21 protein-coding genes and 1 pseudogene are annotated in these 19,034 nt (G+C 54.4%); 12 read left to right on the forward strand and 10 right to left on the reverse strand.

Annotated features, from left to right (window positions below; all coding sequences use genetic code 11):
• The 5 genes and pseudogenes from QZ279_RS04790 to QZ279_RS04810 all read left to right on the forward strand — a co-directional run.
• Nucleotides 1–674, forward strand: a pseudogene (locus QZ279_RS04790) (cell division protein FtsZ); the annotation flags it as partial.
• Nucleotides 675–942: 268 nt separating this feature from the next.
• Nucleotides 943–1,863 carry a UDP-3-O-acyl-N-acetylglucosamine deacetylase gene (gene lpxC, locus QZ279_RS04795; protein ID WP_293448662.1) on the forward strand — a complete coding sequence of 307 codons (921 nt, stop codon included), beginning with the start codon at nucleotides 943–945 and terminating at the stop codon, nucleotides 1,861–1,863.
• Between the two features lie 132 nt (nucleotides 1,864–1,995).
• The gene (locus QZ279_RS04800) at nucleotides 1,996–2,865 is read left to right on the forward strand and encodes an outer membrane protein assembly factor BamD (protein WP_293448665.1); all 870 of its coding nucleotides are present in this window, start codon (nucleotides 1,996–1,998) and stop codon (nucleotides 2,863–2,865) included.
• Between the two features lie 40 nt (nucleotides 2,866–2,905).
• A complete protein-coding gene (gene recN / locus QZ279_RS04805) occupies nucleotides 2,906–4,555 on the forward strand; it encodes a DNA repair protein RecN (protein ID WP_293448668.1) in 1,650 nt (549 codons plus the stop codon).
• Between the two features lie 128 nt (nucleotides 4,556–4,683).
• Complete coding sequence (locus tag QZ279_RS04810) at nucleotides 4,684–6,240, forward strand: chloride channel protein (protein WP_293448715.1); 1,557 nt, start codon at nucleotides 4,684–4,686, stop codon at nucleotides 6,238–6,240.
• Here the strand turns inward: QZ279_RS04810 and QZ279_RS04815 are convergent.
• From QZ279_RS04815 to cobS, 3 genes are all read right to left on the reverse strand, one after another.
• Nucleotides 6,237–8,033, reverse strand: coding sequence for an aminopeptidase P family protein (locus QZ279_RS04815; protein WP_293448718.1), 1,797 nt, complete (start codon nucleotides 8,031–8,033; stop codon nucleotides 6,237–6,239). The genes QZ279_RS04810 and QZ279_RS04815 overlap by 4 nt on opposite strands.
• A 55-nt stretch (nucleotides 8,034–8,088) precedes the next feature.
• Nucleotides 8,089–9,966: a cobaltochelatase subunit CobT gene (gene cobT, locus QZ279_RS04820; RefSeq protein WP_293448671.1), complete on the reverse strand. Its 1,878-nt coding sequence runs from the start codon at nucleotides 9,964–9,966 to the stop codon at nucleotides 8,089–8,091.
• A gap of 80 nt (nucleotides 9,967–10,046) precedes the next feature.
• Nucleotides 10,047–11,033, reverse strand: coding sequence for a cobaltochelatase subunit CobS (cobS, locus tag QZ279_RS04825; RefSeq protein ID WP_293448674.1), 987 nt, complete (start codon nucleotides 11,031–11,033; stop codon nucleotides 10,047–10,049).
• A gap of 202 nt (nucleotides 11,034–11,235) precedes the next feature.
• Between cobS and QZ279_RS04830 the strand changes: the two genes are divergently transcribed.
• From QZ279_RS04830 to msrB, 5 genes are all read left to right on the forward strand, one after another.
• A complete protein-coding gene (locus tag QZ279_RS04830) occupies nucleotides 11,236–11,757 on the forward strand; it encodes a sigma-70 family RNA polymerase sigma factor (RefSeq protein ID WP_366513855.1) in 522 nt (173 codons plus the stop codon).
• Entirely contained in the window at nucleotides 11,754–11,912 is a 159-nt protein-coding gene (locus tag QZ279_RS04835; RefSeq protein WP_293448677.1) for a hypothetical protein, read from the forward strand. The genes QZ279_RS04830 and QZ279_RS04835 overlap by 4 nt, the downstream gene beginning before the upstream one ends.
• Before the next feature lie 96 nt (nucleotides 11,913–12,008).
• The gene (locus QZ279_RS04840; RefSeq protein ID WP_293448680.1) at nucleotides 12,009–12,464 is read left to right on the forward strand and encodes an anti-sigma factor; all 456 of its coding nucleotides are present in this window, start codon (nucleotides 12,009–12,011) and stop codon (nucleotides 12,462–12,464) included.
• A gap of 100 nt (nucleotides 12,465–12,564) precedes the next feature.
• Nucleotides 12,565–13,134, forward strand: a complete 570-nt coding sequence (locus tag QZ279_RS04845; RefSeq protein ID WP_293448683.1) for a fasciclin domain-containing protein — start codon at nucleotides 12,565–12,567, stop codon at nucleotides 13,132–13,134.
• Between the two features lie 86 nt (nucleotides 13,135–13,220).
• Nucleotides 13,221–13,712, forward strand: a complete 492-nt coding sequence (gene msrB, locus QZ279_RS04850) for a peptide-methionine (R)-S-oxide reductase MsrB (protein WP_293448686.1) — start codon at nucleotides 13,221–13,223, stop codon at nucleotides 13,710–13,712.
• Between the two features lie 28 nt (nucleotides 13,713–13,740).
• On the opposite strand, the gene QZ279_RS04855 is transcribed toward msrB, so the two are convergent.
• Together QZ279_RS04855 and QZ279_RS04860 are read right to left on the reverse strand one after the other, a co-directional pair.
• Nucleotides 13,741–14,436: a DUF2161 family putative PD-(D/E)XK-type phosphodiesterase gene (locus QZ279_RS04855; protein WP_293448689.1), complete on the reverse strand. Its 696-nt coding sequence runs from the start codon at nucleotides 14,434–14,436 to the stop codon at nucleotides 13,741–13,743.
• 4 nt (nucleotides 14,437–14,440) lie between these two features.
• The gene (locus tag QZ279_RS04860; RefSeq protein ID WP_293448692.1) at nucleotides 14,441–15,067 is read right to left on the reverse strand and encodes a J domain-containing protein; all 627 of its coding nucleotides are present in this window, start codon (nucleotides 15,065–15,067) and stop codon (nucleotides 14,441–14,443) included.
• Between the two features lie 71 nt (nucleotides 15,068–15,138).
• On the opposite strand from QZ279_RS04860, the gene QZ279_RS04865 reads away from it, so the two are divergent.
• On the forward strand, nucleotides 15,139–15,399 hold the full coding sequence (locus tag QZ279_RS04865; protein WP_293448695.1) for a BolA family protein: 261 nt from the start codon (nucleotides 15,139–15,141) through the stop codon (nucleotides 15,397–15,399).
• 82 nt (nucleotides 15,400–15,481) lie between these two features.
• Here the strand turns inward: QZ279_RS04865 and QZ279_RS04870 are convergent, their stop codons facing one another.
• A complete protein-coding gene (locus QZ279_RS04870) occupies nucleotides 15,482–15,922 on the reverse strand; it encodes a DUF4177 domain-containing protein (protein WP_293448698.1) in 441 nt (146 codons plus the stop codon).
• Nucleotides 15,923–15,987: 65 nt separating this feature from the next.
• On the reverse strand, nucleotides 15,988–16,365 hold the full coding sequence (locus QZ279_RS04875; protein ID WP_293448701.1) for a hypothetical protein: 378 nt from the start codon (nucleotides 16,363–16,365) through the stop codon (nucleotides 15,988–15,990).
• A 71-nt stretch (nucleotides 16,366–16,436) separates the two neighbouring features.
• Here QZ279_RS04875 and QZ279_RS04880 point away from each other — a divergent pair, with 71 nt between their 5' ends.
• Nucleotides 16,437–16,646 (forward strand): hypothetical protein, encoded by a 210-nt coding sequence (locus QZ279_RS04880; RefSeq protein WP_293448704.1) that lies wholly within the window; start codon nucleotides 16,437–16,439, stop codon nucleotides 16,644–16,646.
• Here QZ279_RS04880 and QZ279_RS04885 read toward each other — a convergent pair.
• Genes QZ279_RS04885 through gatB form a run of 3 tightly spaced genes read right to left on the reverse strand, consistent with a single transcriptional unit; the run spans nucleotide 16,643 to nucleotide 18,917 of the window.
• Nucleotides 16,643–16,876 (reverse strand): hypothetical protein, encoded by a 234-nt coding sequence (locus QZ279_RS04885; protein ID WP_293448707.1) that lies wholly within the window; start codon nucleotides 16,874–16,876, stop codon nucleotides 16,643–16,645. The two genes, QZ279_RS04880 and QZ279_RS04885, sit on opposite strands and share 4 nt — an antisense overlap.
• Nucleotides 16,877–16,932: 56 nt before the next feature.
• Nucleotides 16,933–17,406 (reverse strand): thioesterase family protein, encoded by a 474-nt coding sequence (locus QZ279_RS04890; protein ID WP_293448710.1) that lies wholly within the window; start codon nucleotides 17,404–17,406, stop codon nucleotides 16,933–16,935.
• Nucleotides 17,406–18,917: an Asp-tRNA(Asn)/Glu-tRNA(Gln) amidotransferase subunit GatB gene (gatB, locus tag QZ279_RS04895; protein WP_293448712.1), complete on the reverse strand. Its 1,512-nt coding sequence runs from the start codon at nucleotides 18,915–18,917 to the stop codon at nucleotides 17,406–17,408. Before gatB ends, QZ279_RS04890 begins: the two co-directional genes overlap by 1 nt.
• Nucleotides 18,918–19,034 lie beyond the last annotated feature (117 nt).

The following is a 19,034-nucleotide window of genomic DNA, read 5'->3' on the forward strand; positions in this document are numbered from 1 at the left end:
CTATGGCGCAGCCTTTGAAGCAAGCCGAAGAGCAGACACGCCAGGCCGCGCCTGCGCCCGTTTCAATTGCACCAGTTGCAACCATAGCCACAGCAGAGCCTGCATTGTTCGAAGATATGAACACACAGCAAGCTGCAGCGTCCGAGCAAGTCGAAGACATTTTTGAAGAAGAGGCGGCAGCGTTCCAGCCAGAGCTTCCGAGCTTTGTTGCTGAGCGCCGTCAACAACCCGCAGCGCATGCGCACGCTTCTGATGATTTGCCACCTCCCGCTTATCAGCCACCAGCGTTCGAGCCGCAGGCGATGCACGAACCAGAGCAAGGGGCCTATGTTGAGCCCAAAGCACATGGGCTGGGTGCGCCTTCTACTGAAGCGATGGCACGTTTGCAGGCGGCGGTTCAGCGCGCACCTGGGCAAGAAGCGCGTCATCAGCCGGTACACCAACCAATGGCACAAGATGCGCCCAACGATGTGGATCGCCCCCGTTTTGGCATCAATTCGTTGATCAATCGCATGACGGGTCATGGCCAAGATGGCACACCTGCACCAGCGGCGCGTCAACAACCACAGGTGCAAACGGGCCATGCGGCACCTGCGTCTCAGCCGGTTGCGGACGTTGATCCAGAGCAAGAACGCATCGAAATCCCAGCGTTTTTGCGTCGCCAAGCAAACTAAAGACCAAACTACTACGTAGGAAAAGGGGCGCTTTTAGCGCCCCTTTTTCGTTTTAATAGGGGGTTTTGCGGCGCTAACAGCGTGATAAGCAGCTTTTTGCCTATTTGTTTTGGCTGCATGTTTCAGTTCGTTGCAAAGTTTGAGTTGAGGCATGCATCGCTCATCGTTACCAAACCGTTAACGCCACTAAAAACATTGACGCTTTTAATCACATTGATTTCTTTTACGCCCTAGTGGGTGCCCCCCGCTGAATGCTTCGGAGCAAAAATTGCAAACAACGTTGAAATCATCTGTAACTTTTAAAGGCGTCGGACTTCATTCGGGCGCTCCTGTTACGATGACAGTTCATGCTGCTGCTGCGAACCATGGGATTTGGTTCAAGCGTTTGGACGTTGTCGATGCAGACGCTTTGGTCCCTGCACGGTGGGACGCTGTTCATCCAACGCCGCTTTGCACAAAAATTCAAAACCTCGATGGCGTTGTGGTTTCTACCATCGAACATATCATGGCCGCGCTTGCGGGCTGCGGTATTGCCAACGCTTTGGTCGAAATTGATGGCGAAGAAGTTCCGATCATGGACGGAAGCTCTGCTGAGTTTGTGCGCGGAATTTTGGCGAAGGGCGTTCAAAAACAAAGCTTTAATGGGTGTGCATTGCGTATCTTGAAGACTGTTGAAGTGCGTACTGATTTGGGCTGGGCGCGTTTAGAGCCAGCGCGTAACCTGTCGATCGATTTTGCGATCGATTTTGAAGATGAAGCGATCGGCTCTCAGAGCAAGTCCCTCAACATGGCAAATGGTACGTTTGTGCGCGAGTTGTGCAATAGCCGTACATTCTGCCGTAGTTCGGACGTTGAAGCGATGTATGCGCAGGGTCTTGCAAAAGGCGGGTCGCTTGAAAACGCAGTTGTTGTGGACGGCGATCGTATTCTAAGCCCGGGTGGTCTGCGCCATGCGGACGAAGCTGTGCGTCATAAAATGCTCGACGCGCTTGGCGATTTAGCTTTGGCCGGTGCCCCGATTTTGGGTCGTTATATTGGCATGCGGGCCGGGCACTCGATGACAAATGCATTGCTGCGCGCGTTGTTTGCAGAGTCATCTGCATACGAATTGGTAGAATGTGACGAGGCGATTAATGCTACTTTACCTGGTGCTGGCGTGACGCGTAGCGAAATTCCTGCACCACATTAATGTCAAACTGTCGTGATCCTAGCGAATGGCGCAAGATTTTGTGCCATTGCCATTTTGTATGCGATTATTATGTGCTAGGACCGAAGGGCAAACAGGGATAAAACCCTGACAGGTTCGATCAAAGGTGCTGGAATGAAACGCAAAACTGCGCGTCACACTCTGACCGCCGCTGTACTTGTTTCCATGACGCTCGCAGGATGCAGCGGTGGAAGCGGTGGCGGTGTCACTCGCTTTCTTGGCGGGGAAACCATTGTGCCGCTTGAGAGCTTTTCTGCGGAACAAATCTATGAGCGCGGTGAGTTCGAAATGGAGCGTAGCCGTGACGACGACGCAGCGTTTTATTTTGGCGAAGTTGAGCGACTCTATCCGTATTCTGATTGGGCAAAGCGTGGCTTGATCATGCAGGCCTTTGCCTATCACAAAGACAAAGACTATGAAAATTCTCGCGCCTCTGCGCAGCGTTTCATCGATGTTTACCCTACTGATGATGATGCGGCTTATGCCGAGTATTTGCTGGCGCTTAGCTATTATGACCAGATCGAAGATGTGGGGCGCGACCAAGGTTTGACGTTCCAAGCCTTGCAAGGTTTGCGGACCGTTATCGAGCGCTATCCTGACAGCGAATATGCAAGTTCCGCCGTTTTGAAATTTGACTTGGCGTTTGACCATCTTGCTGGCAAAGAGATGGAAATCGGGCGCTACTATTTGCGTCGTGATCACTACACGGCCTCTATTAACCGTTTCCGCGCTGTTGTTGAGGATTTCCAAACAACGACCCACACGCCAGAAGCGCTGCACCGTTTGGTCGAAGCCTATCTATCGCTGGGCCTGATCGAAGAAGCACAAACAGCGGGTGCGATCCTTGGCTTTAACTACAAAGGTACGGATTGGTACGAGGACAGCTTCAAGCTGCTCACCGGACGTGGACTTGAATTGAAGGCGGCTGGCGATGGTTGGTTGCGCCAAGTGTATCGCCAAATGTTGCAAGGCAAGTGGCTGTAATCGAAACGCATCGCGGCGTGTGTCCGCGCAGGAATAGCTCATGCTGCGCACGTTAGATATCCGCGATATCCTGATCATTGATCATCTCGAACTTGGCTTTCAAGGCGGCTTGAACGTGTTGACCGGTGAGACGGGCGCGGGCAAGTCTATCCTTTTGGATTCGTTGGGTTTTGTTCTTGGCTGGCGCGGTCGCGCAGAGCTGGTGCGTACGGGCGCGGAACAGGGCGAAGTGACGGCTGTGTTCGATCTGCCTGACGGTCATCCCGCACATGCCGTTCTTGAAGAGGCGGGCCTGCCGCGCAGTGACGAATTAATCATGCGCCGTGTTAACCGCAGTGATGGGCGCAAAACCGCTTGGGTCAATGATCGCCGCTGTTCTGGTGAAGTATTGCGTGCTTTGTCCGATACGTTGGTCGAATTGCACGGTCAACACGATGATCGCGGATTGCTGGATCCCAATGGGCATATGAATGTCTTGGATCAGTTTTTGGATAGGCCTGCCTTGCATACGGACGTGCGTGCGGCGTGGAAGACGCTGGCCGCTGCACGCAAAACACTAAGCGCCTTGGAAAAGGCGATTGCAGCCGTGCGTGAGGAAGAAGATTTCTTGCGCCATGCGGTTGCAGAGTTGGATGATCTTGATCCGCAGCCGGGTGAAGAGGTGGTACTGGACACGCGACGTCGCAAGATGCAGGGCGCAGAAAAAATTCGCGACGACGTCGCCCGCGCCCTTGGAATGCTGGGCTATGAGGGCGCAGAGGGTGTGATTTCTGAATCGATCCGCTGGCTTGATGGGGTGTCTGCGCAGGCTGACGGAACGCTTGATGCGCCAATTGCGGCGTTAAGTCGGACGTTGGAGGAACTGGGCGAGGCGACGGCGGGTGTTGAGCTGTGCCTGAGCAATCTGGAATTCAGCAGTTCAGATTTGGAGTCCTGCGAAGAGCGCCTGTTTGCGATCCGTGCGTTGGCGCGCAAACATGAAGTGCTGCCGGACGAGCTGGGAACCTTTGCAATTGAATTGCGCGCGCGCCTTGCGGCCCTTGATGCGGGCGATGCGCAACTGGGTGAAGCACGTGCCGCTGTAAGTTCTGCCGAGGCGGGCTACGACAACGCGGCAGGAACGTTGACTGAGGCACGCGGTGAAGCGGCGATGCGCCTTGATGTGGCGGTCACGGCGGAACTGGCTCCGTTGAAAATGGAGCGCGCTGTGTTCACGACGCAGGTCAGTGAAACAACGGCCAGTGGGTCGGGGCGTGACGCTGTTGCGTTCACGGTTGCGACCAATCCGGGTGCGCCAAGCGGTCCTTTGAACAAAATTGCCTCAGGCGGTGAACTAAGTCGTTTCCTCTTGGCGCTTAAGGTGTGTTTATCTGATGAATCCCAAGGGATTACGATGATTTTCGACGAGATTGACCGCGGTGTTGGCGGTGCGACTGCGGATGCTGTCGGGCGCCGCCTTTGCGCACTTGCGGACGGTGGTCAGGTCTTGGTCGTCACCCATTCGCCCCAAGTTGCGGCACTTGGTGGACACCATTGGCGGGTTGAAAAGCGGGTCGAGAATAACGCGACGCTGTCCACGGTGGTTCCCTTGGACGAGGGCGAACGTATTGATGAAATCGCACGCATGATTTCCGGTGACACCATCACCGATGAGGCACGCGGAGCTGCGCGTTCCCTGCTGGCGGGTTAATCATGTTTCGCGCTGCATCCACCGCGCTTGCAGCGCAACTTCAGGACGCCAAGGTCAGCTTTGGACGCGGCTGGCAATTGCTGCGCCATCGCGGCCCATCCCAAATTCAATTCTGGTTTATCGCCTTGATGATTGGCATCGCTGCTGGCCTTGCCGCCGTTGCCTTTCGTTTTGGAATTTCATTTTTGCAAACAACACTTTACGGGGTTGGTGAGGTCACCGAACTGCATAGTTTTGCGGCCTCGCTTCCATGGTATTGGACTCTGATTATCCCGATGATGGGCGGCTTGGCGGTTGGCCTTATCTTGCATCATTTTACGCCTGACGGGCGTGCGCGTTCGGTTGCGGATGTCATTGAGGGTGCGGCACTGAACAACGGGCGCGTTGAAAAGAAGGCGGGCGTTGCCTCTGCATTTACGTCGATGATTACGCTTGGCACGGGGGGCTCTACAGGTCGTGAAGGGCCTGTTGTGCATATCGCTGCGATGATATCGAGTTGGGTCAGTAACGTCATTCGTGCGGACGGAATTACGGGGCGCGATCTGCTTGGGTGCGCTGTGGCCGCAGCCGTTTCGGCCAGCTTTAACGCACCTATCGCAGGGGCATTGTTCGCGCTTGAAGTGGTCCTGCGCCATTTCGCCGTTCACGCCTTTGCACCCATCGTGATCGCCAGCGCGGCAGGCACGGTGATCAACCGTCTGGTCTTTGGCGATACGGCTGAGTTCGCTTTGCCCGGTACGACAGCGCTGGAATTTTACGCTGAGTTACCCGCCTATCTGATCCTTGGCCTTGTCTGTGGTCTTGTGGCTGTGACGCTGATGCGCTGTGTGTTTTGGGCGGATGATATGGAGACGCGTTTGCAAAACCGCCTTGGATCGCCCTCATGGTTGCGACCTGCTTTTGCGGGGGCATTGTTGGGGCTTCTGGCGATCCAGTTTCCACATATCATCGGCGTTGGGTACGAAACGACGTCGGCTGCGCTGACGGGTAAGTTGTTGCTACATGAAGCCGTCGTCTTCGCGATTATCAAGACTGCTGCTGTGGCTATCACGATGGGTGGACGCATGGGCGGGGGGATCTTTTCGCCGTCCCTCATGCTGGGGGCTCTGACGGGTTTGGCGTTTGGTTTGATCGCGACCAGTATTTTTCCCGAAGTCAGTGGATCGCATACGCTGTATGCCTTAGCAGGGATGGGCGCGGTTGCGGCCGCAGTTCTTGGTGCGCCGATTTCGACCACGCTGATCGTGTTTGAACTTACGGGCGACTGGCAGACGGGTTTGGCGGTGATGGTGTCGGTGTCTATTTCAACTTCGCTTGCGTCGCGCCTTGTGGATCGTTCGTTCTTTTTGACGCAGCTTGAACGGCGCAACATTCATTTGGCGGCAGGTCCGCAGGCCTACTTGCTGGCGATGTTCCGCGTCGCAAGTGTGATGCGCAAATCCGAGGACGGCATTGAGGACGACGCCTGTTGGGAGATGATTTCAGAGGGGATCTACGTGGACGGCAACGCGACGCTAGAGGCCGCGATGCCGATCTTCGACAAATCAGGCGTATCATTCATTCCTGTTGTGACGCTGTCAGGCGAGGGCCAAGCGCCCGAAATTTGGGGCGCTTTGTACCATGTGGATGCATTGAAAGCCTACAATCGCGCTTTGGCTGCGACGGCGGCGGAAGAACATAGTTAAAGCGGCTTGGTCGCCGCGATCAACCAAGCATGCGTATTTTCGCTGAGTTTGCCTGAGAGCTTGGCCAAACAATCTTCGTGATAGGCGTTCATCCAGTCTATTTCTGCCGTGGTCATCAGGGCCGTCACGATCAAACGACGATCAATCGGGACATAAGCAAGCGTTTCGAAATCATACATTGCGCGATGTGCATCGCCGCCCTTGGGCGTTCCTGCTTCGCGCACGACCAACAGGTTTTCAATGCGAATGCCGAACGCGCTTTCGCGGTAATAACCGGGTTCGTTGGACAGGATCATGCCCGGATCAAGTGGGATTGCGCTAATGCGGCTTAAACGTTGGGGACCTTCATGAACATCTAAGAAATGGCCAACGCCATGGCCTAGGCCGTGGTCGAAATCTTGTCCCGCCAACCAAAGTGGAACGCGCCCGACCGCTTCAATATCACGTCCTGCAAGGCCCTTGGGCCAGCGCATCCGTGATACGGCGATCATGCCTTGCAGCACGCGCGTGAAGGTGGTGCGCTCTTCCAAACCGACGGTGCCAATGGCGATGGTGCGCGTGATATCTGTGGTGCCATTCAGGTATTGCCCACCGCTGTCTAAGACGATCAGATCACCGTTTTGCAAGGTGCGCGAGGTCTCGTGCGTGACGCGGTAGTGCATGATTGCACCATTGGGACCGGAGCCCGCAATGGTGTCAAAACTGATGTCATGCAGCGCGTTCGTGGCGCGCCGTGCTTGTTCTAATTGGCTGACCACATCGATCTCTGTGGTGCTGCCAGCGGGTTGTTGATCAAGCCAGCAAAGTAGTTCGCACATGGCCGTCGCGTCGGTGATGTGTGCGTCGCGCGTGCCTGCGATTTCTATTGAGTTTTTGCGTGCTTTGGGCAGGACACAAGGTTCCGCACCATAGGTTATGTCAGCGCTGCCCGCTTGCAATGCGTGGATCACAGCCACCGGGACCGATGTTTTGTCGCAGCGTATTTTGCCTGTCAGCTTTGTGAGTGCGTTGGCAAAGTCGGTGGGTGCTGCAATATCAATCGCAGGATCGGGGGTGAGCGCTTTGATCTTTTCAGAGGCCACGAACAGTTGGACCTGCGCGTCGGCTTGCAAGAGTGCGAAGCCATGCACCAGCGGGGTTTTCGCAACGTCCGCACCGCGAATGTTAAGCAACCAACACAGGCTGTCGGGCAGGGTGATCACGGCCCCGTCGTCGCCGGTATCTTTGAGATCTGCAGCGCACTCGGTGCGCTTGTCGGCGGATGATTTTCCCGCGTATTGAATGGGGTAGGGGAAGGCAGGTGTCATAGGTGGTTCAGGTTGATCGTCCCAGACAAGATCGACAAGGTTCTCACAAGGACGCAGCGTGATGCCCGAACCGTTCAACGCTTTCTCGTGCATTTCTAATTGGCCTTGGGTCATGAGCCACGGATCAAACCCAACACCCCCTCCACTGGGTAGCTGTTCTTTCAGCCAGTTCGCCAGTGATGTTTCTGGCCAAGGAAAGGGTGTGAAATGGTCAAGATCGACCTGTGATTTCACCTGTGTGCGATAGCGCCCGTCAATGAAAACGCCAGCGGTCTTCGCCAATGCGCAGCAAAAACCAGCGGACCCTGTAAAGCCTGTCAGCCATTGCAGACGCTCATCATGGGCCGCGACGTATTCGCCTTGATGGGCATCGGCGCGCGGGATGATAAATCCGTCAAGGTTTGCGATCTGCAATTGAGCGCGCAAGGCAGCAAGGCGCATAGCCCCGTGTTCGGGTGTGCTGGTGGTGTCAAAGCTTTGAAACATCGCGCGGTCCTCTTGTTCGCTAAACATCAGGACTGTCGCAGATGTCAGGGGCGCGTCAACCGACTTTGCGCATGCCCATGACACGCGCGCGTGCACGGGGATCATTGTCAAAGAGGGCCGCCAATTGTTCGGTCATGGCACCGGCAAGCTGTTCCACATCGGTGATGGTCACCGCGCGTTCATAGTAACGCGTCACGTCGTGACCGATACCAATAGCAAGCAATTCAACGGCGCGGCGTTTTTCGACCATCGCAATCACATCGCGCAGGTGTTTTTCTAGATAATTCGCAGGGTTCACCGACAGCGTGCTGTCATCCACAGGTGCGCCATCTGAAATCACCATCAGAATTTTGCGTGCCTCTGGACGGTTCGCCATACGGCGGTGCGCCCATTCAAGCGCCTCACCGTCGATGTTTTCTTTCAGCAGGCCCTCTTTCATCATCAAGCCCAAATTGGGACGAGAGCGACGCCAAGGTGAGTCAGCACTTTTGTAGATGATGTGACGTAAATCATTCAAACGACCTGGCTGCTGATCACGACCCGCGTTCAACCATGCCTCACGGCTTTGTCCGCCCTTCCAAGCGCGCGTAGTAAAGCCAAGGATTTCGACCTTCACATTGCAACGCTCAAGCGTGCGCGCAAGAACATCGGCACAAATCGCAGCGATAGAAATTGGACGTCCGCGCATGGAGCCAGAGTTGTCCAGAAGCAGCGTCACAATCGTGTCGCGAAACTCTGTGTCCTTTTCCATCTTAAAGCTAAGCGGGGTGGTGGGGTTGGCGACAACGCGCGCAAGGCGGCCCGCGTCCAGCGTGCCTTCCTCAAGATCAAACTCCCAAGATCGGTTTTGCTTGGCCTGCAAGCGACGCTGCAATTTGTTGGCGAGGCGGGACACAGCACCCTTTAGTGGCTCAAGCTGTTGGTCGAGATAGGCGCGCAGGCGCTCTAACTCGATAGGTTCGGCCAGATCTTCGGCGCGGACTTCTTCGTCAAATTTGGTGTCATAGACCTGATAATTCGGATCAGCGTCAGACACTGGCTGGGGCTGGGGCGGCTCCATCGGGGCCTCACCCTCTGGCATTTCTGCCTCTTCGCCCATTTCTTGGTCCGACATATCGTCCATGGATACTTGGGCTTGGGCCGCGTCTTGCTGTTCTTCTTGGCTCCGCTCTGCAGAGGCCTCATCAGAGTCCTCAGAGTCCTCGTCCTGACCAGAGCTATCAGGATCTTGATCCTCTTCGCCGCTTTCTTCTGCATCGTCTTGGGCGTCGTCATCGAGCTCGTCTGGGTCATCGCCCAACTGGTCGCCATAGCCCAAATCTTGGATCAATTGACGGGACAGTTTGGCAAACGCGGCCTGATCATCCAGAAGCGCATCGATGTCTTCAAGCGTGTCGCCAGCTTGCTTTTCGATGAAATCCTTCCAAAGGTTCATCATATTTTGCGCGCCCTCCGGCAGATCACGGCCCGTGGCCAGATGACGGATCATATAGCCAGCCGCGGTCGCCAAGGGCGCATCAGCCGCATCGCGGATTTGATCGTAGCCTTTGCGTATCGCGTCGTTGCCAATCTTGGCATCGATATTACCAGCGGTGCCCGGCATATCGCGTGCGCCCATGGCTTCGCAACGTGCGGTTTCCATGGATTCATACAACTCGCGCGCCATTTCGCCCTGTGGGACATAGCGGGAATGGGTGCTGTCGTCGTGAAACTTGCGGTGCATCGCCAAAGCATCAGCAGTGCCGCGTGCGATCAACACTTCCTGACGGGTCATGCGGCGTGAAACCTGTGGCAAGCGCATCGTGTCGCCAGAAACCCCAGAGGGATCGACTGTATAGGTCACGGCCAGATCGGGATCATTTGCCATGACCCGAGTTGCCTCTGCCAAGGCTTTCTTAAACGGATCTGCTGGATTGTCGTTGTTACTCGCCATCAGCTTAGCCCACCTTCACTTTTTTCAAAATATCCCCGCCGGAGGCTTCGATTTTTCTAGAAAAATCGCATCGCCCTGAATTATCCCAACGAAATGCTTGCAGCGCTTTCTGGCAGTTCTTCGTCAAAACAACGCTGATAGAACTCGGCAACCGTTTGGCGTTCAAGCTCGTCACATTTGTTCAAGAAGGACAGACGGAACGCGTAGCCAACATTGCGGAAAATCTCGGCGTTCTGCGCCCAAGCGATTACGGTACGCGGGGACATAACGGTCGATAGATCGCCGTTCATGAAGGCCGTGCGCGTCAGATCAGCGACTTTGACCATCTGCTTCACTGTTTTGCGACCTGCTTCATTGTTGTAATGCGAATTCTTGGACAAAACGATAGAGGCTTCCGCTTCAACGCTGAGATAGTTCAATGTCGCGACCAAGGACCAACGGTCCATCTGACCTTGGTTGATTTGCTGTGTGCCGTGATAAAGACCTGTCGTGTCTCCCAAACCAACCGTGTTCGCGGTCGCGAAGATGCGGAAATAGGGGTGGGGGTCGATCACTTTGTTCTGGTCAAGCAATGTCAGTTTGCCGTCGACTTCCAAAACACGCTGGATCACGAACATAACGTCTGCGCGGCCCGCGTCGTATTCATCAAATACGATCGCAGTCGGGTTGCGCATGGCCCAAGGCAAGATACCTTCTTCGAACGTCGTCACTTGTTTGCCGTCGATCACTTTGATCGCGTCTTTACCGATTAGGTCGATACGGCTGATGTGGCTATCAAGGTTCACACGCACCGCTGGCCAGTTCAAACGGGATGCGACCTGTTCGATGTGCGTGGATTTACCTGTACCGTGGTAGCCTTGGATCATCACGCGGCGATTGTGCGAAAACCCTGCAAGGATTGCCATTGTCGTGTCGGGATCAAACTTATAGGTGCTGTCCAACTCTGGGACACGATCAGTACGCTCGGCAAAGCCTTTGACAACCATATCTGTATCAAGGCCAAAAACCTCGCGTACAGAAATGTCTTCAGTCGGTTTCGTGTCGATATCGAGCGTCCGGTCAACCATAGTCCATGTCCTTATCTTGCGCACAGATTGCGCCAACTAACTTTGTCTATGTGGTGCAACATAATTTTAGCAAGGACAAGGGGAAGGTGCGGGAATAACACTGCATAATTGGATCATTTGGACTATGCAGATCGAACAGGTCGTGACAGTCTGAGGCAACTTTTGAAAGAGCCTGAATGAGTACCCCAGAGCAGATCGAAAAATGGATTGCACAGATGGCGCTGGGGGACAGAGTTGCCTTCGAAAACTTGTATCATGCGACGTCTGCGAAACTTTTGGCGTTAGCCTGCGTGTTTTGAAGAACACAGCTCAGGCAGAAGAGGCGCTTCAAAATACCTACCTTAAGATTTGGCGCAACGCATCGCGCTATCAAGTGAATGGCCTGAGCCCTATGTCGTGGCTCATAACAATTGCGCGCAATACCGCAGTGGATAGTTTGCGCGCACAAAAGAATGTTGAGATTTCAGGTGGCTCTGACTTGATGGACACTTTTGCAGACAGCCAGCCTGGTCCAGAGGATCTTGCGATTGCGAACTCGGAAAACGAAGTTTTGCGCGTTTGTTTGGCGGAATTAGACGACGCGCAAGCGGCGGCTATTCGCGGTGCGTATTTGGATGGTAAGACCTATGCAGAGCTGGCAAGCGATGCGAAGGTTCCTTTGAATACAATGCGAACTTGGCTGCGGCGCAGTTTGATCAAACTCAGGGAGTGCCTGACGCGATGAGTATCGAGACAGAGACAAACACAGCACAGACGCCGCCTCGTAAAGATAAGGCAGGCGAATATGCACTTGCTCTTTTAGAGGGGGCTGAGCGGGACGCGTTCGAAGCGCAGCTTCAAGTCGATCCGACCCTCGCGATAGAAGTGGCGCGTTGGTAGGAACATTTCGCAGCACTCGGCATGGATGTCGAAGAGGTTGCGCCACCTGCGTCTGTTCTCAAAATCCTAAAAAGAGAACTGTGGGGCGAGAATCAAATGCCGTGGCACCGTCGGATCCGTGTCTGGGAATATGCGATTGGCGGTATGGCTGCTGCCCTTGTTGCGTATGCGGTCTTTAGCTCTGATGCATTTAACGACGTCCAAGTTCCTGTGTTGCAGGCAAGCATCGCGAGCACTGAAATTGATCTTCAAGTCGCCTTTGCGCTCAATGTTGGCACAGGATTGTTGCGCATTGAACAAGCGGGTGTTGCGCCAGCAGAAGGCCGTGTCTTTGAGCTTTGGGTGATTGCTGACGGGGTTGGCCTGGTCTCGTTGGGCGTGTTGCCGAAGGTGCGGGTCACTGCGCTGCGATTGGATGAATCACAATCCGCGCTGGTGCGTGCAGGTGTGACGCTTGCGCTTTCAGATGAACCTACGGGTGGTTCGCCGACGGGGTCACCCACGGGAGTTGTGCTAGGGGCTGGTGCGCTTCAGGTGCTCACAAACCTGTGATCGGTTTCTTTAACTTTCTTTGAAACTATCCAAACCCAGCCTGCGTGTCTTCAGCAGACCCGAACGAAAAAACGTTCGCGGCACGCTAGGAGACTATACGGTGACTCTCAAGACAACACTGATCTCAGCAACTGCAGCTTTGGCCCTGATCGCGGGTTCTGCTTTCGCAGGTAGCCATTCCGCAAAAAACCCCGATGTTGGTGGCGCAGAAATGTTTGCCGACAAGAACATCATTGAGAACGCTGTAAATTCAGCTGATCACACCACATTGGTCGCAGCCGTTCAGGCCGCAGGTTTGGTAGAAACTCTGCTGTGCGCAGGTCCGTTCACAGTATTTGCACCAACCAACGCCGCTTTCGCAGCATTGCCAGAGGGCACAGTTGAGACGCTGCTGAAGCCAGAGAACAAAGATATGTTGGTCAAGATTCTAACGTGCCACGTTGTTGCGGCGGACGCGATGTCCATGGCGATCAAGGGTATGGTTGATGATGACAATGGCAAACATCCTGTTCCAACGGTTGGTGGATGTACGCTGCAAGCCACATATGACGGCGACATGATTATGATTGAAGACGAACAGGGAGGCACCGCGACGGTAACGATTGCTGATGTTAAACAGTCCAACGGTGTAATTCATGTGATCGATAAAGTTCTGCTGCCCGCAAAATAAGCAGTAACACTCATCACATGGATGTGCTTGGCCCGCTCTTGCAAATGCGAAGGCGGGCCATCATTTTTCGATAAAGGAGAACGATAATGCAACGACGTCACTTTCTATCACTCGGGGCCGCAAGCGGTCTTGCTTCCATGAGCATCTTGGGCGCGTTCGGCACGCGGGCAAGTTCTGCAGCGACCGGCACGTTCGAGGTCACGCGCAGCAAAGCACAATGGAAAGCGATGCTTTCGAATGCACAGTACAAAGTGATGCGTGAAGAGGGTACGGAGCGCGCTGGATCGTCTCCACTCGATAAGAATTACGCCGCAGGCACATACCATTGCCGTGGCTGTGATCTGGCACTGTATCCATCCAAGACCAAGTTTGACAGCGGCACAGGCTGGCCGAGTTTCTATCAGTCTTTGCCCGGTTCAATCGGTATGAAAGAGGATCGTAAGTTGTTTTCTGTAAGAACAGAAGCACATTGCCGTCGTTGTGGTTCGCACCTTGGGCACATCTTTGATGATGGTCCCAAGCCAACGGGCAAACGTCATTGCTTGAACGGTGTGTCGTTGGTGTTCAAAGCAGCGTGATCCGATTTTTCTAGAAAAATCGCGGCCTCTATTCGGGTTCTGGATAGAGGTCGCGGATCGCGTCTAAATCGGCCTCATACTCGCCCAACGCTGTTTGACCCTTTGGGCTAAGCCAATAAATCCCTTTTGAGACACGTTCGAACCAGCCGTAATGGTTGTGCGACATCAAGTTGCGCGCATTTGGGACACCCGTTTTCTTTGCGATGTCAGAGGCTTTGGTGGGTCCATGCCCTTCTAAAAACCCCAAACATTTTAGTGCATCTTGGCGATAGGCGGTGACTAAACCTTGGCGGGTAGAACCGCCTGTGTTCGGATCGCCGACAAGACGCTGAAATTCGCGCAGGTGTTTATCGGTTTTTTTCTTTGATTTGCGCGGGATGTAGGGGGTTGGATCGACGTGGGCTTCGACGAAATTGTCAGTCGTGCGAACGGTAAGCAGGCCCAGGCCAAGACGGCGACACAATATTGCGTTCCGCTTGAGCGATTTCAAACCCACTTTACCCTTGGGCCGCGGCACACAAATGTAGACCGTGTCGCAGATCGAAAGGCGTTCGACCCCTTGATGGAACAGAGATAGCGAAAACCCAGTTTTGAGTTCGACAATGACCGGCGGTTCATCACCGCGCATCCCCATCACATCGAGTTTGCCGACTTCGCCTTTCACCTCATACCCCTGTGCTTCCAAAAAGGATTTCACAGGGGGGTAGAGGTCGGTTTCGCGCATGGGATTACTTGAAGTTTCGGCTGTCTTTGAGTTGATCCCACGCCCAAACAACTTCTTGCAGCTGTTCTTCTTGTGAGCGATCACCACCGTTCATGTCCGGATGCAAAACTTTGATAAGGGCTTTGTAAGACTTGCGAATTTCTGGTTTGGTCCAAAAATCCTTCGCCTCAAGTATTTCCATCGCACGGCGTTCGGTCGGCGGAAGACGCTTGCCCGCGCCGCCACCTTTACCAGGGTTACGTGTGGCGTTCACACCCAAGACCTGATGCGGATCTTCGATCCCCAAGCGCGCCCAGGCGGCGGCTTCAGGATCTCGGATCGGTTTGGTTTCGCGCTCCCACACTTTGTCAGTCGTTTGCTGTGCGTTCAACTCAGCCTCTGTGGTGCCGTTGAAGAAGTTCCACTTCAAATTATATTCGCGCACGTGGTCTTTGCAGAACCATATGTAATCATCCAGAACGTCGGGCGCACGGGGGGCGCGGAACTTGCCCGGTAGTTCGCAGCCATCATGGGAGCACACGCGTACGGATGTTTCAGACTCGCCCGACATTCCCCGACGACCGCGTGGATTTTTCTTTTTCGCGGTGGACACGGACATGTCAAAACCGAAAGGATCGTTTTTCTTTTGCATTGCTCACCTCGTCACATCAGGCGCATAACAATAGTGGAATTACCGCGACTTAGAAGGGGAGATTTGGAAAAATGTCGAGGGCAGATGAAATTCGTTCAAAGCTGGAGGTGGCATTGGCCCCTATTGAGCTAGACGTGGTTGATGATAGTGAGAGCCACAGAGGCCACGCTGGCTTTAGTGAAGGTGGTGAAAGCCATTATAATGTGCGTATTCGCGCAGAAATGTTTGCAGGCGAGAGCCGGATCAATCGGCACCGCATGGTGCATTCCGCGTTGGGACCTGAGTTGATCGGTCGCATCCATGCTTTGGCGTTGGATCTGGATGTGCCCTAGCGGGCGCAGGATTCGTTTGGATTGGGGGCGCTGCCCCGTCTGCTGCGCAGCGCCCCGAAGTTTATTTGGAAAGATGAAGCGGTTAGTCTAGTTTTGAGAGTTGTTCTGCGCGTGCTTTAAGCGCGTCGCTGAGGTCTTGCACGCCAGATGGGTCGTCGTCTTCGGTTTCAATGTCTGGTGTGGTGGATTCTGTTGGGGGTGTGTCAGGGTCTGCGGGTGCTTCAACCTCGGCAATAACGGGGACAACGGGGGCATCTAGCAATTTGGGTTCAACCGCGCTGATGTCTGTTTCGATTAGACACCGAAAAACAAGAACATTGCGGAAGACCGTTGTTTTCGAGGTTAGTCCAGAGCGTTCCTCTGAGGGAAGCGTTTCTGCGCGCTGATATTCCCAACCCTGTGCGCCCATATCGTTCATCACTTGCTCAAGTGCGTTGGCAAATTTGCCCTCAGCGCCCTTGACGCCTTTGCCACGTAGCCCGCGCGTTGGGGCGGGGATGATTTTGTATTGATATGGGGTCATGCGGGACGGGCCTTTTTGTCGCTTGGATTTTCTTTAGCAAGCGCGCGGCAAAGGGGGAAGGGTGGTTAGGTGTCGAGGAGGGCGGCGAGAATTTTCATGCGCGAGTCGATCGCTTTTTTGTGGTCGTAGGGCATATGGGTAGGAGCGAAAATTTTCAAGGCGTTGTCGATATGGTTCAGAGCGGCGTCTAGATGTGGGCGCGGGTTTACCGTTGAATCGTGTTTGGCGATTTTGCGTTCTAAGATTGCCATGTTCTGTTGGGGCATGGCCCAATCGATTGGATGATTTACCTTTGTGCGGATAAGCAACGCGTCGTCATAGGCCGTGGTTGCCTCTGCCAGTAAATTCGCACCAATCTCAGCGCTGGTGCGGCCCCCTTGTTCCTGAAGTGCGATGGAGAGGCCGTTTGTTCCTGCGGCCCGAAGCCATAGGTTACTTTTCATAAGTTTAGGGTCAATGACGGTTGCAGTAGGTCCCGCGCCAATATCAGACCTGTTCCGCCATCGCTTTGTCCATGATCTCTCAGAACCGCTTAGTAGAGCAGTATGCGCCGGCGCGTGGGTTCGATTGGTTCAATCGCCGCAAAGCTGTCGATGGCGGCGCAGAGCAGGGCGAAGGCTTGTTCGGCTTTGGCGCGATGTGTATCGCTTTTAGGATTTCGTCGGCATCCAAACCGCGGGCCGCGATGTCAGCACCTGATGGGAAGGCCGCGATCAGCATTTAGGGCTGCAGCACGCGCGCATCGGCAGGTTTATCAAAGCGCGGGGATTTCAGGTTTTGCTGAAACTGTTTATCAAACGCGCGGGCGATTTTTGTAAGATCGGCAGTGCCTGTGTACCAATTTTTGATCGGCTGAACGGTATCGATTGCAAGCGTTGTCGCAGCTATGCCTGTTGGATCAATCATGACAGAAAATGCGCCGACGATGAATTTTCCAGCCTTTAGCGATTGCACCACATGCGCCCTCTTACATTAGGTTGGGCGTGGTGATTTGTGGGGCCCGCTGCAAGCTAGTCGCGCTTGATGCCGATCTGGCGACCCGCGCGGGTGGGATAGGGGAGTTTTGCGTGCTCTGCGTGGAGCTTTTGCATCACCGTGTAGGCCTCTGGCGGCATGGCTGTGACACGCGGGCCGGAGAGGTCGATGTGCAGGCTCATGCCTTCGCCAGTGGCCGAAAGCCAGCCGTCTTCGTGGTGCAATTTTTGAAAGAAGTGAAACCGTTTTTCATCGAAATCAAGGAGTTGCGAGGTGACGTACACTTGGTCGCCCTCATGCACTTCGCGCAGATAACAAACGTGAAATTCAGTGGAGAATGTCGAATGGCCGGTGCGTTTGGCGTAATCGGGGCCAAACCCGAATTGCGCGAACAGCTCGTCCGCGCCGCGATCAAACAGCACGTTGTAATAGGCCATGTTGAGATGGCCATTGAAGTCGATCCATTCGGGTTGAACCGTGAGCAACGAGGAGCGGTGCAGCGCGTCCATTACTCGGCCAGCTTGGCTGCGATGATCTCGTTCACGGCCTTTGGATTGGCCTTGCCGCCCATCGCTTTCATGACTTGGCCCACGAACCATCCCGCGAGTTTGGGGTTCTCTTTCGCCTTGGCGACTTGCGCGGGATTGTCGGCGATGATCTGTATCACCGCGGCCTCGATTGCGCCTGTGTCGGTGACTTGCTTCATGCCGCGCGTGTCCACGATTTCGGCAGGGTCACCGCCTTCTGTATAGACGATTTGGAACAGGTCTTTGGCGATCTTGCCAGAGATTGTGTCGGATTTGATCAGATCAATGATGCCGCCAAGCTGTGCGGGCGTCAGTGGGCTGTCGGTTATGTCTTTTTCGTCGGCTTTGAGGCGACCGAAGAGTTCGTTGATGACCCAGTTTGCCGCAAGCTTGCCGTCACGGCCCTCGGCCACGGACTCGAAATATCCGGCAGAATCTACGTCGGCTGTCAAAACGGACGCGTCGTATTCACTGAGGCTGAAGTCTTTGACAAAGCGTGCTTTCTTCTCATCAGGAAGTTCCGGCAAGGTCTTGGCAATATCATCGACCCACGCCTGTTCGATTTCCAATGGAAGCAGATCGGGATCAGGGAAATAGCGGTAATCATGTGCTTCCTCTTTGGAGCGCATGGAGCGGGTTTCGCTCTTGTCTGGATCGTAAAGACGGGTTTCTTGATCGACCTTGCCGCCGGCTTCGACGATTGCGATTTGGCGTTTTGCTTCCACGTCGATGGCTTGTTGGATGAAGCGCATAGAGTTCATGTTCTTGATTTCGCAGCGCGTGCCAAGGTGGGCAAAATCGCCAGTTTCAGCAAATTTTTCGTATTGACCGGGCAAGCAAATCGACACGTTCACGTCCGCGCGCATGGATCCGCTTTGCATGTTGCCGTCGCATGTTCCCAAGTAGCGCAGGATTTGGCGCAGCTTTACAACGAAGGCTGCTGCTTCTTCGGGGCCACGAATGTCGGGACGCGACACGATTTCCATCAGTGCAACGCCTGTGCGGTTCAAATCGACGAAGGACATATTGGGGTCCATGTCGTGAATGGATTTGCCTGCGTCCTGTTCAAGATGGATACGTTCGATGCGCACGCGGCGCGCGATGCCGGGTTCCATGTCGACGATGACTTCGCCTTCGCCCACGATGGGGTGATAAAGCTGGCTGATCTGGTAGCCCTGGGGCAAGTCTGGATAAAAATAGTTCTTGCGATCAAAGGCAGAGAACAGATTGATTTCAGCCTTTAGACCAAGACCCGTGCGCACGGCCTGTTCAACACAGAACTCGTTGATAACGGGCAACATTCCGGGCATGGCGGCATCAACAAAAGCGACGTTTGAATTGGGTTCAGCCCCGAATTTTGTAGACGCACCCGAGAACAATTTCGAGTTCGATTGGACTTGTGCGTGGACTTCCATGCCGATCACGAGTTCCCAGTCGTGCTTGGCCCCCGCGATGGTTTTCACTTTTGGGGTCTCAAAGGTCAGGTCTAGCATGTTGCGGGTCCATGAAATCAGGGCGTTTCATGCGTTTTACGGTACAGACCTAGGGGGGGCAAGAGGGACAGCACGTATGATCAATGCACAGCTAAACAAAGATTTATATGCAAATGA

Origin of the sequence: Planktotalea sp. (genome assembly GCF_018607965.1) — a bacterium.
In the GTDB taxonomy this organism is placed as follows: Bacteria; Pseudomonadota; Alphaproteobacteria; order Rhodobacterales; family Rhodobacteraceae; genus Planktotalea.